The organism is Lysobacter arenosi (assembly GCF_016613475.2).
In the GTDB taxonomy this organism is placed as follows: domain Bacteria; phylum Pseudomonadota; class Gammaproteobacteria; order Xanthomonadales; family Xanthomonadaceae; genus Lysobacter_J; species Lysobacter_J arenosi.
Genome location: NZ_CP071517.1, coordinates 2717906 through 2744256 on the forward strand (window position 1 = coordinate 2717906; position 26351 = coordinate 2744256).

Consider the following 26351-nt stretch of genomic DNA (forward strand, 5'->3'; position numbering starts at 1 on the left):
AAGCGATGGAGAAGAAATGGCGGCGGGCGCGGAAAAGCTCAAGGGCCGCGCATGACCAGCCGGTCGGGCTGGCTCGAGCGCAGGAACCGGGTGCACAGCAGCAGCGCGGCCACGGTGAGTCCGGCAATCAGGCCGATCCACATGCCCTTGGGCCCCCAGCCCAGGCCCAGCCCGAGGCCGGCGCCGAGCGGCATGCCGATGCCCCAGTAGGCCATCGCCGCGAGCAGCATCGGCACCCGCGTGTCCTTGAGGCCACGCAGTGCCCCGGCGGACAGGACCTGCACACCGTCGGGGAACTGGAACGCCGCCGCATACAGCAGCAGGGACGCGGCCAGCGTCGCCACCGCGGCGTCGCCGGTGTAGAAGCTGACCAGCAGGTCGTTGCCGGTCAGCAGCACCAGTCCGGAGAACAGCTGGGTGCCAATCACGATCGTGTAGCCGGCATAGGCGGCACGGCGCACCCCGGCGAAATCGCCGCGGCCCAGCGCATGGCCGACACGCACGGTGGTCGCCTCGGCCAGGCCCATCGGCACCATGAAGCACAGCGTCGCCAGGTTGATCGCGATCTGGTGCGCGGCCGCCGGCACCTCGCCCAGGCGGCCCATCAACAGCGCGGTGGCTATGAACAGGCCGCCTTCCATCAACACCGTCACGCCGATCGGCAAGCCGGTGGCGAGCAGGCCGCGGATGATCGACCACTCGGGCAGGTCGAAGCGCTCGAACAGCTTGAGGTCGGCGAAACGCTTGGACCGCCACAGCACGACCGCGAAGCCAATCGCCTGCATCCACAGCATGATCGCCGAGGCCACGCCAAGGCCGCCGGCACCCATCTCCGGCAAGCCGAACTTGCCGAAGGTGAGCACGTAGCCGACCGGCAACAGCACCAGCAGGCCGCCGGCGCTCAACACCAGAGTCGGCAAAGTCCAGTGCAGGCCTTCGCTGAGATAGCGCATGCAGAAGAACAGCGTCAGCGCCACCACGCCCCAGCGGATGCCGTGAAGGAATGCGGTCGCGCCGGGAATGATCTCGGCGGTGATGCCCATCGGCGCCAGCGCCAGCGGGATGAAGGTCAGGAACGCGAACAGCACCAGCCCCAGCCCGAGAGCCAGCCACAGCGCCTGCCGGAACAGCGCACCGATCTGCTCGCGCTGGCCGGCGCCGTCGAGCTGCGAGACCGACGGCGGCACCGACAGCAGCGTGCCGATCGGCACCATCATCGGCAGCCACCACAGCGCGGTGCCGATGGTGACCGACGCCAGCGTGGTGGTGCTGTGGTGGCCGGCCAGGACGTTGTCGACGAAGGCGATCAGGCCGGTCGAAACGTGCCCGCCCACCAGCGGCGCGGCGAGGATGGCGGTGGTGCGGACTTCGCCGAGCAGCCCCTTGCGGGCGGGAATGGCGAGGGAAGAAGGCGGGGACATCGTTACAACCAGACGCACGACTGCGGCCGCGCGACCGAATCCGATGTCGGGCGCTGGCGCCGGGTCGCGGCGGGCCGCTATCTTAGCGGCTTGATCTGAACAGCTCGTTGCCATGGCGTGCACATGCCTTGGCGCCCAGGGGAGAGGGAAGTAACGAATGAGCGCGAAAGGACACGAAGTTCCCAGCCATTGCGAGAACTGCAATGCGCCCCTTGCTGGCCACTACTGCCATGACTGCGGGCAGTCGGTGGTCAATCCGGTACGCGATGCGGGGCATGCGCTGGAGGAAGTGTTCGAGTCGTTCTGGCACCTCGACGGCCGCATCTTCCGCACCCTGCGCGACCTGATCTTCCCGGGCCGCGTCGCCAACAACTACCTCGCCGGGCAGCGCGCGCGCTACGTCGCGCCGCTGCGCCTGTTCCTGGTGCTGAGCGTGGTGACGTTCTTCTTCGCGCAGATGGTCATCCACGTGGACAGCGGCGACAAGGCCAATCCGATGGTGCAGCTCGAGGATGGTGTCTCGAACAACAACAAGAATTCCGCCAAGCAGTCCAAGGCGTTTGCCAAGGCGAGCAGCATCGCCGACGTCGAACAGATCCGGCGCAAGAACCTGGCCGACCTGGCCGAGGCACGCGAGGCGATCCCGGCGGTGCTGCTGCACGCGCGCAAGGCGATCGATGTTGCCGTTGACGACGTCAACCGCGCCGCCGACGGTCGCATCGAGGCGATCGGCCGCGAGCAGGGCATGAGCGCCGAACAGGTCACGGCGGCCAAGGTCGACGGCGCGCGCCGTGCCGCCGCCGCGATGGAGACGGCGAAGCAGAACCTGGAAAAGGCGGCCGACCTGGCGACGCTGCAACGCCTGCGCGAAGAGCGCCTGGCACCGCACCACGTCAAGCTGGCGACGTTGCCGGCGAATGCCGCGGCCGCTCGCCGCCATGAGCTCAACGAGATCCGCGACATCAACATCGCCGCCGGTTGCCGCGCCGCGCAGTTGCAGATCGCCGACGCGACCAGCACCGAAGGCGACCGCGTGCGCAAGGAATCGGAGGACGCGCGCATCTACGGCGACCCTGACTGCTATGACCGCCTGACCCTGTTCGGCAGCGAGGAACCCTGGGACGAGGAAACCAACCCGCTGGTCATCGGCTGGGCGCCGGCGTTCTTCAATCACTGGATCAACCGCCAGATCGCGCACGGCCGTGAAAACGTCTCTCGCGCACAGAAGGAACCGGGCCTGTGGGTGCGCGCGCTGCTCGCCGCGGTGCCTTCGGCGCTGTTCCTGCTGGTGCCGGTGTTCGCCCTGCTGCTGAAGCTGGCCTACCTGGGTTCGGGTCGCCTGTACCTGGAGCACCTGGTCATCGCCCTCTACAGCCATGCCTACATGTGCCTGACGATGCTGGCGTTCTTCATCGTGATCGCGCTCGACAACGCGATCTCCCCGCACTGGGCCGGCTTCAGCTGGATCGGCGGCACGCTCGGCACGCTGCTGTGGCTGTGGCTGCCGGTCTACCTGCTGCTGATGCAGAAGCGCGTGTACCGCAACGGCTGGCCGGTGACCGTGCTGCGCTACCTGGTGATCGGCAACCTGTACTTCGTGCTGCTCGCCTTCGCCGCCACTTTCCTCGCCCTGGCGAGCCTGGTGCGGATGTGAGCACGGGCGGCGGCGAGGTCACATACGAGGTCAACCTCGACCTCGATGCCGCGATCGCCGACGACTACCGCGCCTGGCTGCAGGCGCACATCGTCGAGATCCTCGCCCTGCCCGGCTTCCTCGCTGCGACCCTGTCGCAGCCGACGGAGCCGGCGGCGCCCCCGGGACGCGTGCTGCTGTGCGTGCAGTACACGCTGCAGGACGCCAGTTCGCTCGAGGCCTACCTGCGCGACCACGCGCCACGGATGCGCAGCGAAGGCACGGCGCGGTTCGGTGATTCGTTCCGCGCGCAATGGCGGGTGCTGGATGTGCTGGAGCGCTTCGCTCCGCGCTTGTAGGGTTTGAAGCGCTTCGCTCCGCCTTTCCAGGTTTCGATCGTCAGTGCTGCATCTGCTGCCAGAGCCAGTCGCCGCGGCCATCGGCACCGGCGGCCAGCAGGCCGCGACGCAATGCTTCGCGCCGGGTCGGCGGGGTTCGTTGCGCGAGCACGCCCAGATCCTTGCGCTGCTGCGGCGTCATCGTCCGCAGCGCCTGCATCAGCGCCGCGTGTTCCTGCTCCGGCACCTGCGCCAGCAGCGGCTGCAACATGGCGTAGTCACCGCCAAGCGCGGGGCCGAGCAACCAGCCACGACGTTCGCTGCGATCGAGCGCGTCGAACTGCGCCCGCCAGGCGCGCTGCTGCTCGGCTGGCATCGTCGCCAGCTGCGTGGCGGCCGCCTGGATGCGGACCTGGTCCTGCGCCGGTAGCGCACGCCAGGCCTGGTAACGCTCGCGAATCGCATCGCGTTCGCTTCGCGGCAGGGCATCCCATTGCGCCGCGCGTCGGGAATAGTCCGCGCGCTGCTGCGGCGACCAGGACGCCCACTGCTGCGTTTGCCGCTGCAATTGCGCGTGCGCTTTCGGTGGCAGCCTGGCCAGGACGTCGCGCAGCTCCGGCGGGGTCGACCCGGCCGAAGTGATGGCCAGCAACAGCGCCAAGGGAAGGAGCCGACGGTTACGGCGCATCGGAGGACTCCGTCTCGGTCTCGCTGCCCGCCGGCGGTCCGGCCGCCGGAGACGGTGCGATCGCGTCGACTGGCGGCACGTCGGTGGGTGGCGTCGGCTCGGTCACGCCCGCGTCCTGTTGCGCGGCGTACCAGCTGTGGAACTCGAGGTCGCGGGCGTCTGCCTGCGCCTGCGGATCGGCCAGCAGGTCGAAGTCGCGGTGGGCGATCAGGGCGGTTTCGGGGGAATAGCGCGCGGCCGGCTCGTCGCCTTCCGGCAACGGTTCCACGCGAACGCGTTTCACGCCCGGCTCCAGGCCCAGCGCGCGCTGCCAGGGCGTCACCAGGTCGGGCCAGACGAAGCTGGCCGCCAGCGCCAGCACGCACGTCACCAGCAGCACCCACAGCGAGGCCATCAGCCAGCGCGGCCGTGGTCGCGCCACAGGCGTCGCGGCAGACGCCGATGCCGGTGCCGGACCGCGCATGACCGCGTCGCGGGCAGCGCTGAGCCGCACCAGGCGGTCGGTCGGCAGGGTCTTGATGCGGCGATGGATCTGCTCGCGCAGTCGCTGCCACGCCTCCGGATCGGCGCGGCCATCCTCGTGGTGCGGCAGCGCCCGCTGCAGCGCCAGGCGGAAGCTGGGCTGGGACACGCCCAGCACGGCCGCGCCCTCGTCTTCCGACAGCCCGGCGGCCACCCGCAGCAGCAAGGCCGCACGCGGGCCGCTGCCGAGCTCGCCAAGGCGGTCGGTCACATCGATCGGCAAGGCCACCGCAGTGCGGCTGCGCAGCTGCGGCTGGGCCAGCAGCAGGCTCCAGAACCGGGTCGGCCAGGCTGGCATTGCCAGCGACTCGGCCTCGCCCCGGAACTGCGCCATCGCCGCCGCCAGGGCGGCATCGCCCAGGCCGGCATCACCAGCCTGGAGCTCGGCCAGGACCGCGCCACGACGCTCCACGCCGCGCAGGAACGCGGACAGTGCGGGGGGCGGAGTCGGGTTGTGGGAGGGGGAAGAAACGCTCATCGGGACTGCATCACCATGCCCCGCATCATAGCGATGACGACATGCCACAAAACCGCTTGACAACGCGCTAACACGTGCTCCGCAAAGCAGGACGCGGCCCGCACCCGAAAAGCGGTTGTGCACAGCAGTAATGGAATCGTCACGCCGGGACGCCTGACCCCGCCCCGTGACCGCATGACAGCGATGTTTCACAGCTAACTAATTGATTGAAAACAGAATAACCGCGTTGGCACTTTTTTCACCAACGTGGCCGCAAGGCCTGTTTTTCTGTAGTCGGACCAATCTGCCGACACACCATGCACAGATTTATCCACAGGCGATGTGGATAAGGCCCAATTGTCTTTTACTTCCACCACTTGCGTGACTTTTGTCACAGAGCGGGGAGCAATGCCCCGCAACTTTCCCCGGGCACCATGCCTGCCCTCGTGCCTCGGTAGACTGCGCCGATGCCCGATGCCCCGATGCCTGATTCGCCAGTCTGGCGACTGGCCCTGCCGCTGCCATTGCCCCGCCTGTTCGACTACTTGCCACCCGTGGGCGAGGCAGCGAGCGCGGGCGATATCGGCAGCCGGGTGCGGGTGCCGTTCGGCAGCCGCGAACTGGTCGGCGTCATCGCCGAGGTCGGCCCCGCGGGCGACGACACGCCGCAGCTCAAGCACGCCCTGGCCCGGTTGGATCCACAGCCGGTGTTCCACGGCGAGCTGCTCGAGTCGCTGCGCTGGCTGGCGCGCTACACCCACGCTCCGCTCGGCGAAGTACTGGCGACCGCTCTGCCGGCGACCCTGCGCCGCGGCGAGGCCCTGGCCGATACCCACGCCTGGGCCTGGCAACTGACCGAAGCCGGGCGGACGGCGCGCGAGCGACTGCGCGCCGGCAAGCCGCGACGCCTCGCGGACCGCCTGCAGGACGGCGCCTGCGACGAAGACACTCTCGACGACGACCTCGGCGACTGGCGCAGCGCCGCCCGCGCCCTGGCCAAGCGCGAGCTGGCCGAACGGATCGCGGTGCCCGTATCGACCAGAGCACCCGCGCCCCGCCCTGGCCCGACCCTCAACGCCGAGCAGCAGGCCGCCGTCGACGCGATTCTGGCCAGCCGCGACGGCTTCGCCGCCCACCTGCTCGACGGCGTCACCGGCAGCGGCAAGACCGAGGTCTACCTCCACGCGATCGCCGACTGCCTCGCGCGCGGCCGCCAGGCGCTGGTGCTGGTGCCGGAGATCGGCCTGACGCCGCAGACGCTGGCGCGGTTCCGCGCCCGCCTCGGCGTGCCGGTGCACGCCCTGCACTCCGGGCTGGGCGACGCCGAACGCGCCCGCACCTGGGCCGCCTTCGCCCGCGGCGAAGCGAGGGTCGTGGTCGGCACGCGCTCGGCGGTGTTCCTGCCGATGCCCGATGCCGGCCTGATCGTCATCGACGAAGAACACGACGGCAGCTTCAAGCAGCTCGACGGCATCCGCTACCACGCGCGCGACTTCGCCCTTGTGCGCGGCAAGACCCTCGGTATCCCGGTGGTGATGGGCAGCGCGACGCCGTCGCTGGAGACCCTGCGCAACGCCCAGACCGGACGCTACACACACCTGCGCCTGCGCGAACGCGCCGGCGATGCGCAGCCACCGACCGTGCGCGTGTGCGACGTGCGCAAGCGCCCGCTGGAAGCCGGCCTGTCGCAGGAACTGCTCGACACGATCGGCCGCGCCCTCGATGCCGACGGCCAGGTGCTGGTGTTCAAGAACCGCCGCGGCTATGCGCCCGTGCTGCTGTGCCACGACTGCGGCTGGAGCGCGCAATGCCAGCGTTGTGATTCGCCAATGACCGTGCATGCCGGCGGACGTCGCCTGCAATGCCACCACTGCGGCGCGCGGCGGCCGGTGCCCAATGCCTGCCCCGATTGCGGCGGCCTGGCGCTGCAGGCGCAAGGCGCCGGCACCGAACGCATCGAGGAGGCCCTGGCAGCACGCTTCCCCGACGTCCCGGTGTTGCGCATCGATCGCGGCACCACCCAGCACCGAGACGCACTGGAACAGCACCTGGCCCGCTTCGGCACGCAGCGCGGCATCCTGGTCGGCACGCAGATGCTGGCCAAAGGACACGACCTGCCGCAGCTGACGCTGGTGGCGGTGGTCGGCATCGACGAGGGCCTGTTCTCGGCCGACTTCCGCGCACCGGAGAAGCTGGCGCAACTGCTGATCCAGGTCGCCGGTCGCGCCGGCCGCGCCGAACGCCGCGGTGAAGTGCTGCTGCAGACGCATCACCCGGGCCATCCGTTGCTGGCCACGTTGCTGACCGGTGGCTATTCCGCCTTCGCCGAAGAGGAACTGGCGCAGCGCGAGGCCGCCGGCTTCCCGCCGTTCGCGCACCTGGCCATGCTGCGCGCGGAAGCCAAGCACACCGAGGCCTGCGAAGGCTTCCTGCGTTCGGCGCGTGCGATCGTGCACGACACCGGCGCCGCCCTCGACCTGCACGGCCCGCTGCCGGCACCGATGCCGCGCCGTGCCGGTTACCAGCGCGCGCAGTTGCTGCTGTCGTCTGCCGACCGTCGCACGTTGCACTCGGCGCTGGATGCCGCGATGCCGGCAATCCATGCGCTGCCTGATGCACGCAAGGTGCGCTGGTCGCTGGATGTCGACCCGGTCGACCTTTACTGATCGCTCGCCTTCACCGGCCAGACCCAGGCCGCGAACACGTACAGCACCAGCGCGATCAGCAACGTCGCACGCAGCCCGAAAGCCATCGCCAGCAGCAGCGCGAGGATCGCCGCCAGCACCGACGCGCAACCGTTGAGGCCCCACGCCCACGGTACGAATCCCGGCGCCGTTCGTGCCAGCCTTGCCAGCCCGAGCGGGAACGGCATGCCCATCGCGAACGCCATCGGTGCGATCCCGACCAGCCCCAGCAGCGCGCGTGCCATGGGTGACCACGACGCGGCGTATTCCATGGCGATGGCGAACATCGCCACCTGCCACAGCAGCCCCAACGCGATCGCCCGAACCGCCCAGCGGATGTGCAGCGTGATGGCCAGCGGCGTGGCGTCACGGCGGGCCAGCCAGCGCTGCGCCTGCAGGCTCCCCGCGCCGGCGAACAGCAACACGCCGGCGAGCCCCGCGGTCGCTGCCAGCAACGGGTGCCCCACCAGCAGCGTCAAGCGCGACAACGTCGCGATCTCGATCAGCAGGAACGCCAGCCCAAGTGCGGTGAAGTAGGCAGCAGCGCGAGTGCGAGAGATCCCGGCCGATTGCGCCGCATCGCCTTGCCCCAGCGCCCGCAGCGGCAGCAACACCAGCAGCACCGCCAACGGCAAGGCCTGTACCAGCGCCGCCACGAGCAGCAGATACCCGGAGTCGAGCAGCACGGCACTACCCTCCCCGCGCAACTTCCACAGCTCCGGCAGGCTGCGCCAGCGGAAGTAGTGACCGAAGTACGGGCGGTCATCGCTGGCGGGCTCGATCATGAACTTGTAGTCGTCGGCAAACCGGTTCGCACGCGGCGACAGCAACGCCTGCGCGCCATTGAAAAGGTACGGCGGGTCGAGCACGTGCAGATTGTTTGCCGGATCGAGCCGGACGCCCGGAAGCAGTACCGCATCGAAGCCGCGTTGTTCCGCGAAGCGCGCCATCGCCGTGACTTCGGCCGGCGTGAAGGGGCGCCGCGACAACAGCCATGTGCTCGCGTCCCAGTTGCGGATCGCCGCGACGTGCCGGGCGGGCATTGCAACGCCATGCAACCGCAACGTCCCGGCCATCGTCGCCGCCAGCTTGAGTTCGTCGCGCGGCGGCTGCTTGCTCCAGCGCGTGATGGCGATCATTCCCGTCGGCGACAGGCGCTCGAGGTAGTCGCCCATCGCTTCAACGGTCAGCGCGTACTGCTCGCTCGCCGACTGCACGCCGGCACCGCCGCTGGCGAATGATTCACCGCCCGCCAGCACGATCAGATCGTGTTGCCTGCGGTCGGCGCGCACGTGCGCACGCGGTTCGGCGACGACGGTGTGCACGCGTGGATCACGATAGAGCTGGCCGGCATACCGGGCCTCGTCGACGCGAACCATGCCCAGTCGCTGCGCGGACAACTCGACCGCTTCGACGCGGCCCGCACCCAGCGCCAGCGCCTGCAGCACCTCCATCCCGCCGCCCGCGCCAAGAACCAGCACCGATCGCGGCTGCCGAGCGTGGTACGGCAACGCGGACGTCATCGCGTCCAGCCACTCGCGAGGGGCAGCGCCGGCACTGTACGTGATCACCGACAAGCCATCGCCGTCGGTGAACAGGCCGCGCTGCGCCGGCGGTTCACCGGTGAAGCCCAGACTCATGCCGGGCGCGTAACGCAGCGGCACCTGAGGACTGTCGAGCACCGTCATCCAGCCGTAAGGTCCCCAGCGTTGCGCGACGACGTGGGCCTCCGGCAACAGCAATGCCTTGCTCAGTCCCTTGTAAGGATTGGGTTGCGGCAGCATCAGCTTCGTCGGGATCAAGGTCACCAGAACGATCGCGACCAGCAGCGCCACGATCCGGCGCCAGTTGACGCGTGACACCAGAAAGGCCGCCCAGGTCCCGCCCAGCGCCGCCAGCACCAGGCCGCGACCGGTCGGCAGATAGCTCAGCGCCAGTGCCACCAGCGCGCCGACGCTGGCGCCGATCAGGTCGGCACCGTAGAGCGCCGGGATGCGCGCGCCGTGTCGGGCGAAAGCCAGCCCGAAACAGCTGGCCGCGAAGAAGAACGGCACCGCCAGCACCAGGTAGAGCGCACCGAGCCACAGCAGCTGGCGCGGATCCCAGACCAGTTCGAGTCCATTGAACGGAATCGCCCGTGCCACCAGCAGGGCCAGTGCCGCCGAAACTGCGAACAGCAGCGCGCACACCGAGAACACACCTTCGAATCGCGGCGCCAGGTACTCGTTGCCGCGCCCGCGCAGCCACACCGCAAGCCAGGTGCCGCTCGCGCCGTGCCCGAGCAGGGCAAGGCTGATGATCATCACTGCGAACGGATGCCAGTGTTCAATCGCCAGCCAGCGCATCAACAGCAACTGGTAGGCGAGCGCGGCGGCCGATATCACTGCGATGGCAAACGGCAATCGCCCGCGGGCTTCCTCCGGGACCGCGGCAGCAAGGCCGGCGTCGGCAGCGTCCGCCACGATCGTCAGTGCCCACCTGTCAGCGGCACGAATCGCACCGGCAGCACCTGCCGCGTTCGCGCGCGTCCCTGCGCGTCCTTCTCCACCAGCATCAGCGTCTGGGTGAAGAAGCTGCTGCCGACCGGAATCACCATGCGCCCGCCGGGCTTGAGCTGGGCCAGCAACGGCGGCGGTATCGACGACGCGGCCGCCGTCACGATGATCGAGTCGAACGGCGCCTGCTCCTTCCAGCCGTAGTAGCCGTCGCCCTTTCGCGTGCTGACGTTGGCGTAGCGCTTGAGGCGTTTGGCCGCCTGGTCGGCCAATGGCGCGATGATCTCGATCGAGCACACCTGCACGTCGAACTCCGCCAGCACCGCCGCCTGGTATCCCGAGCCGGTGCCGATCTCGAGGATCTTCTGTCCCGTGCGCGGCCGCACCAGCGTGGTCATCAGGGCGACGATGTAGGGCTGCGAGATGGTCTGGCCGTGGCCGATGGCAAGCGGACGGTTCTCGTAGGCGTTTTCGCGCTCGTTTGCCGGCACGTACTCGTGGCGCGGCACGCGGGCGAGTACATCGAGCACGTCGCGGTCGATGCGCGCAGTCGTGCCGGCGTCGGCGCGCGCCTCGGCTTGCAGCTCGGCGATCAGCGCGCGCCGCGGCTGCGCATAGGCATCGCCCTGCCGCGCGTGCGCGGTGGCGCAGCACAGCGCCGCGACCAGCACGGCCATGCGCGCGATTCCGGCGAGGGTGGCACCGCCCTGCATGGCGGCGAGTCTAGGGGCTGTCCCGTTACCCTTTCGGCAAGAGACGCGTGAAAGCCTCAGCCCTTCTTGGCGGCCTTGGCCTTTGCCCTGGGCCGGATCCACAGGATCTGGTTTTCGCGATTGACCTCGAACAGGCCGGTGGCCTCGATCAGGTCGCTGAGTTTGCGGAAGCCGTAATTGCGCGGATCGAACGAGGCCTGGTTGCTGATCTGGTGGCCCACCTGCCCCAGGTGTGCCCAGCCGTCATCGCCGCTGGCCGACTCCACCGCGCTGCGCAGCATCTGCAGCAGGCGCGTGTCGTCGCGCAGTTCCTTGGCGGTGCGCGGCTTGTTGGTGACTGCCGTGGCTTCGGCGCTCGGCTCCCCCAGCGCTTCCAGGTAGGTGAACTTGGAACAGGCGTTGACGAACGGCAGCGGTGTCTTCTTCTCGCCGAAGCCATACACCTTCACGCCTTCGGTCAGCAGCCGCATCACCATCGGGGTGAAGTCGGCATCGCTGGAGACGATCGCGAAGCCGTCGAGGTTGCGCGCGTAGAGCAGGTCCATGGCGTCGATGACCATCGCCATGTCGGAGGCGTTCTTGCCGCTGCTGTAGGCGAACTGCTGGATCGGCCGGATCGCGTACTCGTGCAGCGTCGCCTCCCAGCTCTTGAGGTGCGGGCTCTTCCAGTTGCCGTAGGCGCGGCGGACGTTGGCCACGCCATGGCGCGCCACCTCGGCCAGGATCACGTCGATCTTGGCGGCCGGCGCGTTGTCGGCGTCGATCAGCAGGGCAATGCGGCGCTCGGGTTCGGCCATGACACGCTTCCTGGCGGGGGCTCGGGGTCTGGGCGAGCCTACCCCAGGGCGGCGGCGACGGCATGACGCGGCCTGCCTTACGAATGTTAGCGCTACCATGATCTAATCGGAGAGAATGAGCCCGACACCGAAGCCACCGACACCATGACCAGCCAGCTCGAACAACTGCGCACCCTGTCCGCCGTCGTCGCCGACACCGGCGACATCGAGGCCATCGCCCGCTTCCATCCGCTCGACGCCACCACCAATCCCTCGCTGCTGCTCAAAGCCGCCTCGATCCCGGCCTATTCGCCGCTGATCGACTCGGCGCTGGCGCAGGCGCGCGGCTCCGACCTGAGCGAGCGCGTCGCCGACGCGTCCGACGTCCTTGCGGTCACGATCGGCACCGAGATCCTCAAGCTGATCCCGGGCCGAGTCTCGACCGAAGTCGATGCACGCCTGAGCTTCGACACCGACGCCACGCTGGCCAAGGCACGCAAGCTGGTCGGGCTGTACGAGAAGGCCGGCATCGGCCGCGAGCGGTTGCTGATCAAGACCGCCTCGACCTGGGAAGGCATCCGCGCCGCCGAGCAGCTCGAGCGCGAAGGCATCAACTGCAACCTGACCCTGCTGTTCTCGTTCGCCCAGGCCGTGGCCTGCGCCGAGGCCGGCGTGTTCCTGATCTCGCCCTTCGTCGGTCGCATCCTCGACTGGCACCTGGCCAACGGCGGCGAGAAGCCGGCCACGCCTCAGGACGATCCGGGCGTGCAGTCGGTCACGCGCATCTGGCACCACTACAAGCGCCATGGCTTCAACACCGTGGTGATGGGCGCGAGCTTCCGCAACACCGGGCAGGTGCTGGCGCTGGCCGGTTGCGATCGCCTGACCATCTCGCCCGAACTGCTGGCCGAACTGGCCGCCAGCGAAGGCGGCGTGCCGCGCGCGTTGAACGACACCGGCGACCGCGCACCGGCACCGGCCGTGCTCGACGAAGCGGCCTTCCGCTGGCAGCACAACGAGGATGCGATGGCCAACGACAAGCTCGCCGACGGCATCCGCCGCTTCGCCGCCGACCAGCGCAAGCTCGAGGCATTGCTGGCCGACCGGCTGCGCTGATCGCCGCCTGCGGTTGCGGCATCGGCCGCGACCTGCCAACTTCCGGTGGGAGCGGCTGAAGCCGCCCTCATCGGCTTGAGGCAAACTGTGCGCATGGATGCGACGACCCGGATCACTCCCGCCAACCGCCTGCGCAGCATCTTCAGCGGATCGGTCGGCAACCTGGTGGAGTGGTACGACTGGTACGCCTACTCCGCGTTCGCCATCTACTTCGCACCGCATTTCTTCCCCAAGGGCGATACCACAGCGCAGCTGCTCGACACCGCAGCGGTGTTCGCGGTCGGCTTCCTGATGCGTCCGGTCGGCGGCTGGCTGATGGGGCTTTACGCCGACCGCCACGGCCGCAAGGCGGCGCTGATGCTGTCGGTGCTGCTGATGTGCGCCGGCTCGCTGCTGATCGCCGTGGCACCGGGCCACGACAGCATCGGCCTTGCGGCACCGGCCTTGCTGGTCTTCGCGCGGCTGCTGCAGGGCCTCAGCGTCGGCGGCGAGTACGGCACGTCGGCCACCTACCTGAGCGAGATGGCCGACGCGCGCCGACGCGGTTTCTGGTCGAGCTTCCAGTACGTGACGCTGGTGATGGGGCAGTTGCTCGCACTCGGGCTGCTGGTCTTGCTGCAACGGTTGCTGCTGACCGAAGAGCAGCTGCACGACTGGGGCTGGCGCATTCCGTTCGTGGTCGGCGCGCTGTGCGCGGTCACCGCCTTGTACCTGCGCCGCGGCATGCAGGAGACCGAGTCGTTCGTGGCCGCCCGCAGCCACGACCCCAAGCGCCGCGGCAGCCTGCGCGTGCTGCTGCAGCACCCGCGCGCGGTGCTGACCGTCATCGGCCTGACGATGGGCGGCACGCTCTCGTTCTACACCTTCACCACGTACCCGCAGAAGTTCCTGGTCAACACCGGCGGCTTCAGCAAAGCCGATGCCACGCTCATATCTGCGGCGTCGCTGCTGGTGTTCATGCTGCTGCAGCCACTGGTGGGCGCACTGTCCGACCGCATCGGGCGGCGCCCGATCCTGATCGCCTTCGGAGTGCTCGGCACGCTGTGCACCTACACCATCCTCAGCGGCATCGCAGCGGCCAGCAGCGTCTGGAGCGCGTTCGCATGGGTGATGACCGGGCTGGTGATCGTCAGCGGCTACACGTCGATCAATGCGGTGGTGAAGGCCGAATTGTTCCCGGCGCACATACGCGCGCTCGGTGTCGGGCTGCCTTATGCACTCACCGTGTCGGTGTTCGGCGGCACGGCCGAGTACCTGGCACTGTGGTTCAAGAAAGTCGGCCATGAATCGTATTTCTACTGGTACGTGACCGCGTGCGTCGCCGTGTCGCTGTCGGTGTACGTGTTCATGCGCGACACCAAGCTTCATTCCTGCATCGACCGGGATCAGGATGGCGCCCAACCAGGAGCAGCCAAGGCATGAGCTCGCGTCCACGCATCGTTGTCGTCGGCGGCGGTTTTGGTGGCCTCTGGGCGACGCGTGCATTGTCCGGCGATGGCGTCGACATCACCCTCATCGACCGGCGCAACCACCACCTGTTCCAGCCGCTGCTCTACCAGGTGGCCACCGCCGGCCTGTCGTCGCCCGATATCGCCGCGCCGCTGCGCCACATCCTGCGCAACCAGCGCAACGTGGAAGTGCGCCTGGGCGAGGTCACCGGCATCGACATGCAGTCGCGCACGGTCACGCTCGCCGATGGCGAGCAGCTTCCGTACGACTGCCTGCTGCTCGCCAGCGGCGCCACGCACGCGTACTTCGGCCACGACGAATGGAGCCGCGATGCGCCCGGGCTGAAGACGCTCGACGACGCGCTGGCGATCCGGCGGCGACTGCTGGTGGCATTCGAGCGCGCCGAGGCCTGCGAAGACCCCGACGAGCGGGCCGCCTGGCTGAGCTTCGCCGTCGTCGGTGGCGGACCGACCGGCGTCGAACTGGCCGGCACGCTGGCCGAGATCGCGCGGCACACACTCAAGCGCGAGTTCCGCAACATCGATCCGTCGCATGCCCGCGTGCGGCTGATCGAAGCGGGCCCGCGCGTGCTGGCCTCATTCCCGGAGTCGTTGTCGGCCAAGGCGCAACGGCAGCTGGAGAAGCTCGGCGTCGAAGTCGTGACCGGCACGGCCGTCAGCGCCATCGATGCGCGTGGCTTCACCCTTGGCGAGCAGTTCGTGCCCGCGCGCACCGTGCTGTGGGCCGCCGGTGTCGCCGCCTCGCCGCTGGGCGCGTTGCTGGGGGTCGACCGCGATCGCGCCGGGCGCGTACCGGTGGCGTCCGACCTGAGCGTGCCCGGCCATCCGGAGATCTTCATCGCCGGCGACCTCGCCAGCGTGGTGCAGGACGGCAAGCCCGTGCCCGGCGTGGCCCCGGCGGCCAAGCAGATGGGCGCGCACGTGGCCACGGCGATCCGCGCCCGCCTGGCCGGCAAGCCGGCGGCGCCGTTCCGCTATCGCGACTTCGGCAACCTCGCCACGATCGGCCGCATGGCCGCGGTGGTCGACCTGCACGGGTTCAAGCTGTCAGGCCTGCTGGCGTGGTGGTTCTGGCTGGCCGCGCACGTGTTCTTCCTGATCGGCTTCCGCAACCGGATCATCGTGCTGATCAACTGGGCATGGGCGTACTGGAGCTACCAGCGACACGCGCGGATCATCCTGGGGCAGGACAACCTTGAACGTCATCCCGGCGAACGCCGGGATCCATCTTGATCCGGCCGTTGCCGTCCAGTGCCAAGTCCAAATGGATCCCGGCGCTCGCCGGGATGACGGTTATGCAAAACAAAACGGCCCGGTTTCCCGGGCCGTTCTGCGTGTCACATCTGCTGACGCTTACGCCGCGAACAGCGCCCGCATCTTCTTGAGCGCGTTCGCCTCGATCTGGCGGATGCGCTCGGCGCTGACGCCGTACTCGTCGGCCAGCTCCTGCAGCGTGATCTTGCTTTCGTCGTCGAGCCAGCGGCGCTTGATGATGTCGCGCGAACGCGCATCGAGTTCCGACAGGCCCTCGCGCAGCAGCGCCAGGTGACCGTCTTCCTCGTCTTCGCGCTCGTAGGTCTGCGAGGGATCCTCGCCGTCGGCACGCAGGTAGGCGACCGGCGACGGCGGAGCGCCATCGTCGTCTTCGTCCGGCGCATCGAAGCCGATGTCACGGCCCGACAGGCGCGATTCCATCTCCAGCACTTCGCGCTCGGAAACGTTGAGGTCCTTGGCGACCGCGCGCACTTCCTCGGCGTTCATCCAGCCCAGGCGGGTCTTGGACTTGCGCAGGTTGAAGAACAGCTTGCGCTGCGCCTTGGTCGTGGCGACCTTGACGATGCGCCAGTTCTTGAGGATGAACTCGTGCATCTCGGCACGGATCCAGTGCACGGCGAACGACACCAGGCGCACGCCCTGGTCGGGGTCAAAACGCTTGACCGCCTTCATCAGGCCGATGTTGCCTTCCTGGATGAGGTCGCCGATCTGCAGGCCGTAGCCGTTGTAGCCACGGGCAACATGCACGACGAAGCGCAGGTGCGAGTGCACCAGCTCACGGGCGGCATCGAGGTCTTCGCCTTCGCGGAACCGGCGGGCCAGCGCCTGCTCGTCCTCGACGGTCAGCACCGGGATGCGGTGCACCGCGTTGACGTAGGCGTCCAGCGAGCCAAGCGCGCTCGGCACGGGGATGTTGTTGGCGACCAGCGCAGTGGACAGGCCGCTATTGGTAAGGCTGTTCGTGGTCATGGCAGGCATCTTAGCAGTCGGGTTGTAGGACTGCTAAAGGCCCTGGAAGTTCCGCACTGTTGCGGTGACAGAACAATCGAACCGTTCAGGTTCGGGACCGTGCCGTAGGCGTAGTCAGACCGCCAGCTGGGTCCGGGGCGGCAGCGACCAGTCGATAACGCCCTGCCCGCGCCGTTGGAGGTACTCGTTGGCGGCCGAGAAGTGGCCGCAGCCGAGGAACCCGCGGTGGGCCGACAGCGGGGAAGGATGCGGCGCCTTGAGCACCCGGTGCCGGCGCGTATCGATCACCTTGCCCTTGGCCTGGGCGTAGCTGCCCCAGAGCAGGAACACCAGGCCCTCGCGTTCGCGGTTGAGGGTGTCGACCACGTGGTCGGTGAAGCCTTCCCAGCCCTTGCCCTGGTGGGCGCCGGCGCGGCCCTCCTCGACGGTCAGCACGGCATTGAGCAGCAGCACGCCGCGCTGCGCCCATGGCAGCAGGCAACCGTGGTCGGGCCGGGCGATCCCCAGGTCGCGCTCGATTTCCTTATAGATGTTGAGCAGCGACGGCGGCACCGGCACGCCGGGCAACACCGAGAAGCACAGGCCATGGGCCTGGCCGTGGCCGTGGTACGGGTCCTGGCCGAGGATGACGACCTTGGCCGCATCGAACGGCGTCGCGTCGAACGCGGCAAAGATGTTCGGGCCGGGCGGATAGACATTGGCGCCGGCGGCCTTGCGCTCGCGCAGGAACGTCGACAGCGCCTGCATGTCCGGACGTTGCAGGTAGTCGCCTATCCGCTCCTTCCAGGATGGCTCGAGTGCGATCCTGTGGGCGCGCTCGCCGCCGTCGTTCATGCGTCCAGCGTCGCCTGCTCCGGCAACCGCGACAGGCGCAGCTGGAACAGCGTCTTGGTAATCAGCAGGCGCTCTTCGATCGGCTTGAGCACCAGATCGTTGGCGCCGGCGCGCAGCAGCGCGCTCTGGTTGTGGGCGTTGGCATCGCCGGTCATCACCAGCACCGGCAGGCGGCGCTTGCCGTGGCCGAAGTCCTGGCGCAGGCGCTCAAGCAGGTCGTTGCCGCTGAGCGCGCCCTTCAGATAGACGTCGGTCAGCACCAGGTCGGCGCCGATGTCTTCCTGGCCGCGGCGGGTCTCGAGGAATTCCAGCGCTTCCTCGACACCGATGAAGTGCAGCACGCTCAGGCCGGCGCGTTCGAGCATGCGCTTGGTCGCCAGCGCCACGACCTTGCTGTCCTCGACGTAGAGCACGCGTGCGCCGGGGATCGGCTGCGGGTGCACGTAGCCGCGGATGAAGGCGGCCAGCGCGGTGTGTCCGAGGGCCTTGTCGAAATAGTCGGTGACGTCCTCGGTGAAGCTGCGCGATTCCAGGTGCGACTGCGCATCACCGGAGACCACGATGATCGGCACGTAGGCCTGCCCCGCCGCCTCGCGCACGGCCCGGGCGAGGGCAATGCCGTCGCCGTCCGGCAGCGACAGCGAGGTGGTGACCAAGTCGACGGCGCCTGCTTCGAGCGCGGCGCGCGCCTCGGCGATGCCGGCGCAGGGCACGACCACCGCATCGGCGAGTTCGCGCGTGAGCACGTCGCCGATGAGCTTGCGCACCAGCTTGGAACCGTCCACCACCATGATCCGCGGCGCGGTGCTGGCGAGGTGGCGAAGATCGTGGGAGGTCATGCGTTCACTGCTTACGAAATGGGCCGGGTCTGGCGCAGGTAATGACCGGTCACGAGACCGGCGCCGATCCAGCCGAGCAGGCCGGACCCGAAGACAATCGCCGCTGCCTGGCGCAGGTCGAAGCCGCGCAGGGTGAAGCTGCTGCCATAACTGCGGGCGAGATCGGCGAGCGGATCGCGCAGCGCCTGGTCGGCCGCCGTCAGCAGCGCCAGTGCGATCGCGCCTGCGACCAGGCCATAGCTCAGGCCCAGATAAAGGAAGGGGCGACGAATGAAGCCGTCGGTGGCGCCGAGCTGCTGGAGCACGGCGATTTCCTCGCGGCGCGACTGGATGTCCAGGCGCACGGTGTTGCCGACCACCAGCAGCGCGCCCAGGCCGAGCAGGATCGCCAGCACCCAGGCAAGGCGCACGCCGAAGCGCAGCCAGCTATCCAGTCGCTCGCGCCAGCCGGCGTCGTGCTGGACGACGTCGACCTCTGGCAGGTTCTTCAGCGAGGCGGCGAGCATGGCTTCGTCGCCCTTGGGGCTGACGATCAACACGCTCGGCAAAGGATTGCCTTCAACGGCGGAGATGGCTTCGCCCAGGCCGCTGTGTTCGCGCAGCTCCTGCATGCCCTGCTCGGGCGTGCGCAGTTCCAGCGCGGCCACGTCGGCACGGCCACGCAGCTCGTCGGCGAGCGCGCGGGCGCGGTCGAGCGCGACTGCCGGCTTGAGGAACAGGCTGATCTGGCGCGCCTGCTGCACCGAGCCGGTGAAACGCTCGATGTTGCCCAGCGCCGCCCACAGACCCAGCGGCAGCGTGATCGCCACCGCCATCACGCCGATGGTCAGCGCGGTCGCCCAGGGCTTGTGGAACATGCGGCCGAGGCTGGCAACCAGGCTGTAGAGGTGGTGGTCGAACCAGGTGCCCAGGCGCGAACGCGGCGCCTGCGGGCGCGCCTTGGCGGCCGGAGCCTGCGGCTTGGTCGCTTCCGGGGACGCGCTCACTGGGCCAGGTCCTGGGGCGAGATGTCGTCGACCAGGCGCCCCTGGTTGAGCACCAGCACGCGCTTCTTCATGCGCTTGACCAGCGCCAGGGTCGTGGCTGGCGACCAGCACGCTGGTGCCGCGCTCGGGCAGCGACTCGAACAGCGCCATGATTTCGGCCGACAGGGTCGGATCGAGATTGCCGGTGGGTTCGTCCGCGACCAGCAGGCGCGGTTCGCCGACGATGGCGCGGGCGATGCCGACGCGTTGCTGTTCGCCGGCCGACAACTGCGTCGGCAGGGCTTCGGCGCGCGCGCCGAGGCCGACCTTGTCGAGCACGCTGCGCACACGCTTGCCGATATCGCCACGGCGCAGGCCGCGCAGGATCAGCGGCAGGGCGACGTTGTCGGCGACGCTGCGGTCGGCGAGCAGGCGGTGGTCCTGGAATACGACGCCGACATCGCGCCGGTGCAGGGCGATGCGACGGCCGCGCACTTTGAGCAGGTTGCGATCGCCGAACAGCACGGCGCCGCGGCTGGGCCGCTCGGACAGATGGATGAGTTTGAGCAGGGTGCTCTTGCCGGCACCGGAATGGCCGGTCACGAACAGCATCTCGCCCGGCGCCACTTCAAAGCTGACTTCGCTCAGCGCGTCGTGGCCGCCGCTGTATCGCTTGCTGACATTGTCGAAGCGCAGGACGCTCATCGCTCACCGGGGCTTGCTCGTGTCGCCAAGTATCGGTGGCGCGGGCGAGGAAGGCCAGCGGCCTCAATAAAACCGCGACGGTGATCGTGAAAGTCCCCTCTCCCGCTGGCGGGAGAGGGGCTCGGAGCGTCAGTGCTGGCTGCGCGGTGCGCGCGTGATCAGCGACTTCAGGCTGCGGCCGATGCGATTGAGCAGGCCCGGCTTCTCGCCCGACGCAGCGGCCTTCGGCGGCTTCTGCGCGTGCACCTAGGTGGCCTTGCCGCCCTGCTGCACCGGTGCTGCGGCGACGGCGGCTTCACCGTTGCCCTCGACGCGCTTGCCGCCACGACGGCGACGGCGCTTGCGCGGCGCGCGCTCGGCATCGGCCAGGCCCGGCGTCGGTGCGGCGGCTGCGGCGGCGACCGGCGCTGCCACTACCGATGCACCGGCCTCGGCCACGGCTGCGGCCGCGCGCGGCTTGCGCTCGCCACGCGGCGCGCCGCCTTCACGACGCTCGCCAGGACGACCACTGCTGCTGCGACGCGGGCCACCGGCACCGCTGCCGCTGCGACCCTTGCCACCGCCACGACGCTCCTCGTCGGCCGCACGCTGTTCGCGCGCTTCCTTGAAGATCGCGCCGATGCTTTCTTCTTCCTCGCCCGGCTCGCCGGCCGGCACTTCGCGCGGCGTACGCGGCAGCGCCACCAGCAGGTCGGGTTCGACCGCCACCACCGGCAGCTTCTGCTCGATGTAGGCCTCGATGTCGGGCAGCGACATCGCATAGCGCTCGCAAGCGAAGCTGATCGCGTCGCCTTCGGCGCCCAGGCGGGCGGTACGACCGATGCGATGGACGTAGTCCTCGGCATCGAACGGCAGGTCGTAGTTGTAGACGTGCGAGACGCCGTCGATGTGCAGGCCGCGCGCGGCCACGTCGGTGGCGACGAGTATCTCGAGCTGGCCCTTCTGGAACTTGTTGAGCAGCGACTCGCGCTTCTTCTGCGGCACGTCGCCCGACAGCACGCCGACGCGGTAGCCGCCGCGCTCGAGGGCGCGGGCAACACGCTCGACGAACGCCTTGGTGTTGACGAACACCATCGTGCGCGCACCTTCGCTGCGCGACAGCAGGCCCAGCAGCAGCGGGATCTTCTCTTCGTCGGCCGGGAAGTAGACCTTCTGGCGGACCTTTGCGGCAGTGATGAACTCGGTCTCGACGACCACCTTCTCAGGCTCGTTCATGTGCTCGTACGCCAGCTCCAGCACACGGTGGCTGAGCGTGGCCGAGAACAGCAGCGTCTGCCGCTCGGTGCGGATCGGCATGCGACGCAGCAGGAAGCGGATGTCCTTGATGAAGCCCAGGTCGAACATGCGGTCGGCTTCGTCGAGCACGCAGACTTCGCAGGCGTGCAGCGAAACGACCTTGTGCTGCTTGACGTAGTCGATCAGGCGGCCGGGCGTGGCGATGATGACGTCGGCGCCCTTCTGCAGCAGCTCGCGCTGCTTGTCGTAGTCGACGCCGCCGTAGACCAGGGCGAACTTCAGGCCCAGGTCGCTGCCGAACTTGACCGCGTCCTTGTGGATCTGGATCGCCAGTTCGCGCGTCGGCGCCAGGATCAGCGCGCGCGGGTCCTCGGGCTTGCGCTCGGCCAGCGCCGGACGCGTCAGCAGGCGGTTGATCACCGCGACCAGGAACGCCAGCGTCTTGCCGGTGCCGGTCTGGGCCTGGCCGGCGACGTCACGGCCGGTGAGTGCGATCGGCAGCGTCAGCGCCTGGATCGGGGTGCAGCGGGTGAATCCAGCGGCTTCCAGTCCGGCCAGCAGGCTCGGATGTATGTCGAAGGAGGAAAAGGAAATATCGGTTAGGGGCTTGTCGCTCATCAGCTTTCAGTCTGTCCGCGGGACCGTGCTATCTGCGGATTGCAGTTTTGCACCGGTGCGCTTGCGTGGGTGGCGTCCGCATCGCAGACTGCCGGGGCCGGTCCCAGAGTGGGTCATTCCCATCCGGGCCGGCTCGGTTCGGTGTCGGCGGCGGGCTTGAAGTCGCCGCGAAACGCCCCAGTTTACCGTAACGCCCGATCCGGCACCGGCCGGTCCCCGGGCCGGCCCCAGCCGGGCCGGCGGCCCGTGCCGCCGCTCGGCCGTCGATCCAACCCGCAGGAGAACCCCGTGAGCGAGAAAATTTTGCACGTCGGCGATGCCGATTTCGATGCCGCCGTGCTGCAGTCGTCCGAGCCGGTCCTGGTGGACTTCTGGGCGGAATGGTGCGGCCCGTGCAAGATGATCGCCCCGGCCCTGGACGAGTTGGCCGCTGCCTACGAGGGCAAGGTCAAGATCGCCAAGGTCAACGTCGACCACAACCGCAACACGGCGATGAAGTACCACGTGCGCTCGATCCCGATGCTGTTGCTGTTCAAGAACGGCCAGGTCCAGGCCACCCAGATCGGCGCGGTGGGCAAGGCCCAGCTGAGCCAGATGATCGACAAGGCGCTCTGAGGCCGGGTCCCGGCCCTGCATCGAGCCCTTTGCTGCGCCCGCCCCGCGGGCGCAGTTCCGCCGGCCCCTCCGGCGATGTGAACGCCCCCTGTCCGGACGCTTGCCGCCACGCTTTGGCAGTGCTAGTTTCGTCCTACCCGGCGTTTCCGAAGACCTGTCGCGTGACCAGTCGCGGCGCCGCACCCCCCTCTGATAACCCATCGTCCCTGACGCCCCGCTCGCCGTCTGCGAGCGCTCGCCTTAGCGAGGAATCCCTGCTTGTCCGATAACACCCCCGACGCTGGCGACACCGCCGAAAAGCGCGTGCGCAAGCCGCGTGTGAGCAAGGCCGCCGACAACGCCGCCGCCGCACAGACCCAACTCGAAATGCCCAGCGCCCCGGCGCCGCGCGCGGAAGCCCCGCCGCCGGCTGCCCCGGCCCCCAGCGCGCCCGCTCCGGCCGCCGCTCCCTCCGAACCCCGCGCCGAAGGCGCCCCCGCCCAGCAGGGCGAAGGCGGCCAGGGCCAGCGTGGCCAGGGCGGTCAGCACCAGGGCCAAGGCCAGGGCGGCCAGCACCAGAACCGCAACCAGGGCGGCGGCCAGCAAGGCCAGCAGCAAGGCCAGGGCCAGGGTGGCGACGAAGGCGGCCGCAACAACCGCCGCGACCGCTTCCGCAACCGCCGTGACCGCCAGCGCGACCGCTTCCAGGGTGGCATGGAGGACGACGGCGGCAACGGCGAGCAGTTCGTGCCGCGTCCGCACCCGCAGGTCCCCGAGGGCTTCCCGCAGTACTCGCTGGGCGACCTCAAGCGGATGCCGGCGAACAAGCTGCTCGACCTCGCCGACACCCTGCAGATCCAGGAAGGCGTTGCCCGTGCCCGCAAGCAGGACGTCATCTTCGCCCTGCTCAAGGTCCTGACCCGCCATGGCGAAGGCGTCGCCGCCGACGGCGTGCTGGAGATCCTGCCCGACGGCTTCGGCTTCCTGCGCTCGCATGAGGCCAGCTACCTGGCCGGTCCGGACGACACTTACATCTCGCCCAGCCAGATCCGCCGCTTCAACCTGCGCACCGGCGACCATCTGTCCGGCCGCATCCGCTGGCCCAAGGATGGCGAGCGCTACTTCGCCTTGGCCGTGGTCGACACGATCAACGGCGAGCCGCTGGAAGCGAGCAAGAACAAGGTCCTGTTCGAGAACCTGACGCCGCTGTTCCCGCGTCGCAAGTTCCGCCTCGAGCGCGGTGACGGCTCGACGGAAGACATCACCGGCCGAATCCTCGACCTGATGGCGCCGCAGGGCAAAGGCCAGCGCGCCCTGATCGTCTCGCCGCCGAAGGCCGGCAAGACGATGATGATGCAGCAGGTGGCCACGGCCATCACGCACAACCACCCGGACGTGCATCTGATCGTGCTGCTGGTGGACGAGCGTCCGGAAGAAGTGACCGAGATGCAGCGCACCGTGCGCGGCGAAGTGGTCTCCTCGACCTTCGACGAGCCGGCCGCGCGCCACGTGCAGGTCGCCGAAATGGTGATCGAGCGCGCCAAGCGCCTGGTCGAACACAAGCGCGACGTGGTCATCCTGCTCGACTCGATCACCCGCCTGGCCCGTGCCTACAACAACGTCGTGCCGTCGTCGGGCAAGGTCCTGACCGGTGGTGTCGACGCCAACGCCCTGCACCGCCCGAAGCGTTTCTTCGGTGCCGCGCGCAACGTCGAGGAAGGCGGCTCGCTGACCATCATCGCCACCGCGCTGATCGACACCGGCAGCAAGATGGACGAGGTGATCTACGAAGAGTTCAAGGGCACCGGCAACTCGGAAGTGCACCTGGACCGTCGTATCGCCGAGAAGCGCGTGTACCCGGCGATCAACATCAACCGCTCGGGCACCCGCCGCGAAGACCTGCTGATCGAGCCGGAACTGCTGCAGAAGATCTGGATCCTGCGCAAGCTGCTGCACGGCATGGACGAGATCGGCGCGATGGAGTTCCTGCTGGACAAGATGAAGACCAGCAAGTCGAACGACGAGTTCTTCAGTTCGATGAAGCGCTGAGTTCTACATCCGACGCAACGAAAACGCCCCGCACTGCGGGGCGTTTTTGTTACTGGTGCACTCCGTGCGAGCGACCAATCCGTACGCTTGTGCTGGCGCCGGTCAAAGGACCTTGCCGACAACATCGTCGACCAGCCGGAAGCGCGAGGACATCGATCTGGGCGCGTCGTCTCCCGGTTCGCGCTGGTCGATGTCTACGACCGCGCCGGTCGCCTCCGGCCATGGCAGGGGGTTGATCGGACCGGGCACGTAGGATTGCCATCTCGTCATGCCCTCGCCATTGCGGGTCGGTGCGACGAATTCGACCGGCACCCGCGTGATCGATTCGACGGTCTTGCCACCGATGGTCTCGGTCAGGTCGAACGTCCACTGCATCGCGGCCTCGGTCGCGGCCTGCTCGAAGCGCCGACGCCAGGCGCCGGAGACCTTGTCATTGGCCCGATGGGTCAGGCTGGTCTGGTAGGAGTGCGCCGCAATGACCTTGCCTTTGTCATCAAGCTTGAGCGCCAGATCCACCTGCGCTCCGATCCCGGCAACGGCCGCATCGCGCGGATACTTCGGCGGTGTCAGACCGTGGACGCGCTTCGGATTACCGAAGGTTACCTTCGTGATCCGCATCCGGTAGTTCCCATCCACTGGTTCCAGCGACAGGCGCAGGTTCCAGCGGGACTTCGCCGCAACCGGTTGGCCATCCACCAGCACCGGTACGAAGCGCCAACTGCGTACGCTGCGATCGACCGGCACGGCGATCGATGGCGGCAGTTCCGTCGATGTCAGCGTGTAGTCACGGACGGTTCCATCCGGATTGAGGACGATGTCTCCTTCGGCGTAGAGCGCGTACTTCCGCTCGTCCTCGAACGCAGGCGACGCCCCGGGCAGCAGTAGCGCCAGCGCGAGCACCGCATTACCGAACCTTTCCATCCCCATGGCGTGTCCCCGTTTGTGTTCGCTGTGCCCATGCCGCGGAGATGCTGCGCGGCGTGCGTGAGTATCGTGGCGCCCAGTCATCCCTGTCCCGGCGGCGTCAGCAGGCGCGGGCCGTCGTCGCTGTCGGAGTAGACGCCACCGGCTGCGATGGCATCGGTCGAGCCACGGTCGGCTTCGGCGCTTGTCCGCCACGGCACTGGCACGCGCGGGCCTGGGACATAAGCTTCCCAGCGACCGTAGCTGACAGGTGGGCGATCGGGCGCATGGAAGTCCACGGGTATCTGCACCGACCATGACGACGCGGTCGCCGCCTCACCCTGCGTCGGCGGATCGAAGCGCCACCTGCGGGCCGTCGCGATGCAGGTGTCGGCGAACTGCTTGCGAAAGTACTCCATGTCCTTCGGCGACGCCGCGACGCGAAGATTGACCTGTTGCGCGATGACATCCTCGACGCTGCCATCGCGGCCGATCCGCAGCACCAGATAGACCGTGCCACCGACGCCACGGTGCGCGGCCTGCTCCGGATAGCGGGGAGCCGCGAGGCGACCGCGCCGATGCGGGATCGAATCGTCGGCATTGCCCTTGCCGAAATGGACGCCGGCGATTCGCAGCGTGTAACCGCCATCCTCGGCTTGTTTGCCGACGACACGCAGGCTGAACCTGCTTCGTGCCGCAATCGCCTTGCCATCGGCCTTCACCGGCTCGAAGCGCCACGTCTTGATCGCCTGGTCGACGAGGTCGACCAGGCCCTTGGGAAGCGCTTCGGCCTTGTCGAAGGCATGGCCGCCCACGCTGCCGTCCTGCTCGATGTCGACCGAGCCGGTCACCAGCATGCTGGCCTCCACTTGCCTGCGCACCTCTTCCGGCGCGCGCGCATGCGCCATGCCCGTCAGCAGCACCAGCGCCATTCCCCACCACCCCAGCCTTGCCATGCGATTTCCCTATCGATGCGGGTTCGCAGATGACACCCGGAATCGCGCCCTCGCACAAGCCCCCATGCCGGGCAGTCCTTCGCATGTCCAGGTGAA

At 68.6% G+C, this 26351-nt stretch carries 20 protein-coding genes and 2 pseudogenes; 8 read left to right on the plus strand and 14 right to left on the minus strand.

The features are described 5' to 3' along the window. Positions 1-38: 38 nt before the first annotated feature. On the minus strand, positions 39-1421 hold the full coding sequence (locus HIV01_RS12565) for an MATE family efflux transporter (protein ID WP_200607595.1): 1383 nt from the start codon (positions 1419-1421) through the stop codon (positions 39-41). 157 nt (positions 1422-1578) lie between these two features. Between HIV01_RS12565 and HIV01_RS12570 the strand changes: the two genes are divergently transcribed. Then, a complete protein-coding gene (locus HIV01_RS12570) occupies positions 1579-3075 on the plus strand; it encodes a DUF3667 domain-containing protein (protein WP_200607597.1) in 1497 nt (498 codons plus the stop codon). Beyond that, positions 3072-3413 (plus strand): DUF4286 family protein, encoded by a 342-nt coding sequence (locus HIV01_RS12575; protein ID WP_200607599.1) that lies wholly within the window; start codon positions 3072-3074, stop codon positions 3411-3413. The genes HIV01_RS12570 and HIV01_RS12575 overlap by 4 nt, the downstream gene beginning before the upstream one ends. Positions 3414-3453: 40 nt before the next feature. Here the strand turns inward: HIV01_RS12575 and HIV01_RS12580 are convergent, their stop codons facing one another. Both HIV01_RS12580 and HIV01_RS12585 read right to left on the minus strand, forming a co-directional pair. Continuing rightward, positions 3454-4080 (minus strand): DUF3106 domain-containing protein, encoded by a 627-nt coding sequence (locus tag HIV01_RS12580; RefSeq protein ID WP_200607601.1) that lies wholly within the window; start codon positions 4078-4080, stop codon positions 3454-3456. Then, positions 4070-5080 carry a sigma factor-like helix-turn-helix DNA-binding protein gene (locus tag HIV01_RS12585; protein ID WP_200607603.1) on the minus strand — a complete coding sequence of 337 codons (1011 nt, stop codon included), beginning with the start codon at positions 5078-5080 and terminating at the stop codon, positions 4070-4072. The genes HIV01_RS12580 and HIV01_RS12585 overlap by 11 nt, the downstream gene beginning before the upstream one ends. Before the next feature lie 461 nt (positions 5081-5541). Between HIV01_RS12585 and HIV01_RS12590 the strand changes: the two genes are divergently transcribed. Next, positions 5542-7725: a primosomal protein N' gene (locus HIV01_RS12590; protein ID WP_200607605.1), complete on the plus strand. Its 2184-nt coding sequence runs from the start codon at positions 5542-5544 to the stop codon at positions 7723-7725. Here HIV01_RS12590 and HIV01_RS12595 read toward each other — a convergent pair. From HIV01_RS12595 to HIV01_RS12605, 3 genes are read right to left on the minus strand one after another with little or no spacing between them, the layout of a single operon-like run. Next, positions 7719-10205 carry a class I SAM-dependent methyltransferase gene (locus HIV01_RS12595; protein WP_200607607.1) on the minus strand — a complete coding sequence of 829 codons (2487 nt, stop codon included), beginning with the start codon at positions 10203-10205 and terminating at the stop codon, positions 7719-7721. The two genes, HIV01_RS12590 and HIV01_RS12595, sit on opposite strands and share 7 nt — an antisense overlap. A 5-nt stretch (positions 10206-10210) precedes the next feature. Further along, complete coding sequence (locus HIV01_RS12600; RefSeq protein ID WP_207526955.1) at positions 10211-10951, minus strand: protein-L-isoaspartate(D-aspartate) O-methyltransferase; 741 nt, start codon at positions 10949-10951, stop codon at positions 10211-10213. A gap of 56 nt (positions 10952-11007) precedes the next feature. Then, positions 11008-11748 (minus strand): NYN domain-containing protein, encoded by a 741-nt coding sequence (locus tag HIV01_RS12605; RefSeq protein WP_200607609.1) that lies wholly within the window; start codon positions 11746-11748, stop codon positions 11008-11010. Between the two features lie 144 nt (positions 11749-11892). Here HIV01_RS12605 and tal point away from each other — a divergent pair, with 144 nt between their 5' ends. From tal to HIV01_RS12620, 3 genes are all read left to right on the plus strand, one after another. After that, positions 11893-12843: a transaldolase gene (gene tal, locus HIV01_RS12610; protein WP_200607611.1), complete on the plus strand. Its 951-nt coding sequence runs from the start codon at positions 11893-11895 to the stop codon at positions 12841-12843. 93 nt (positions 12844-12936) lie between these two features. Continuing rightward, positions 12937-14265, plus strand: a complete 1329-nt coding sequence (locus tag HIV01_RS12615) for an MFS transporter (protein ID WP_200607613.1) — start codon at positions 12937-12939, stop codon at positions 14263-14265. After that, positions 14262-15545: an NAD(P)/FAD-dependent oxidoreductase gene (locus tag HIV01_RS12620; protein ID WP_200607615.1), complete on the plus strand. Its 1284-nt coding sequence runs from the start codon at positions 14262-14264 to the stop codon at positions 15543-15545. Before HIV01_RS12615 ends, HIV01_RS12620 begins: the two co-directional genes overlap by 4 nt. 120 nt (positions 15546-15665) lie before the next feature. Here HIV01_RS12620 and rpoH read toward each other — a convergent pair whose 3' ends face one another. The 6 genes and pseudogenes from rpoH to rhlB all read right to left on the minus strand — a co-directional run. Then, a complete protein-coding gene (gene rpoH / locus HIV01_RS12625) occupies positions 15666-16556 on the minus strand; it encodes an RNA polymerase sigma factor RpoH (protein ID WP_200607617.1) in 891 nt (296 codons plus the stop codon). Between the two features lie 114 nt (positions 16557-16670). Beyond that, complete coding sequence (gene ung / locus HIV01_RS12630) at positions 16671-17390, minus strand: uracil-DNA glycosylase (RefSeq protein WP_200607619.1); 720 nt, start codon at positions 17388-17390, stop codon at positions 16671-16673. Continuing rightward, a complete protein-coding gene (locus HIV01_RS12635) occupies positions 17387-18229 on the minus strand; it encodes a response regulator (protein WP_200607621.1) in 843 nt (280 codons plus the stop codon). The genes ung and HIV01_RS12635 overlap by 4 nt, the downstream gene beginning before the upstream one ends. A gap of 11 nt (positions 18230-18240) precedes the next feature. Next, positions 18241-19140, minus strand: coding sequence for a permease-like cell division protein FtsX (ftsX, locus tag HIV01_RS12640; RefSeq protein ID WP_425600280.1), 900 nt, complete (start codon positions 19138-19140; stop codon positions 18241-18243). A gap of 71 nt (positions 19141-19211) precedes the next feature. Next, positions 19212-19899, minus strand: a pseudogene (ftsE, locus tag HIV01_RS12645) (cell division ATP-binding protein FtsE). 270 nt (positions 19900-20169) lie between these two features. After that, positions 20170-21753: pseudogene (gene rhlB, locus HIV01_RS12650) on the minus strand (ATP-dependent RNA helicase RhlB); the annotation flags it as partial. 288 nt (positions 21754-22041) lie between these two features. Here rhlB and trxA point away from each other — a divergent pair. Further along, on the plus strand, positions 22042-22368 hold the full coding sequence (gene trxA / locus HIV01_RS12655; protein WP_200607627.1) for a thioredoxin TrxA: 327 nt from the start codon (positions 22042-22044) through the stop codon (positions 22366-22368). 303 nt (positions 22369-22671) lie between these two features. After that, the gene (gene rho, locus HIV01_RS12660; RefSeq protein WP_200608521.1) at positions 22672-24396 is read left to right on the plus strand and encodes a transcription termination factor Rho; all 1725 of its coding nucleotides are present in this window, start codon (positions 22672-22674) and stop codon (positions 24394-24396) included. 102 nt (positions 24397-24498) lie between these two features. On the opposite strand, the gene HIV01_RS12665 is transcribed toward rho, so the two are convergent. Then, positions 24499-25323 (minus strand): energy transducer TonB, encoded by an 825-nt coding sequence (locus HIV01_RS12665; protein ID WP_200607628.1) that lies wholly within the window; start codon positions 25321-25323, stop codon positions 24499-24501. Positions 25324-25400: 77 nt separating this feature from the next. Beyond that, on the minus strand, positions 25401-26255 hold the full coding sequence (locus tag HIV01_RS12670) for an energy transducer TonB (protein WP_200607630.1): 855 nt from the start codon (positions 26253-26255) through the stop codon (positions 25401-25403). Positions 26256-26351 lie beyond the last annotated feature (96 nt).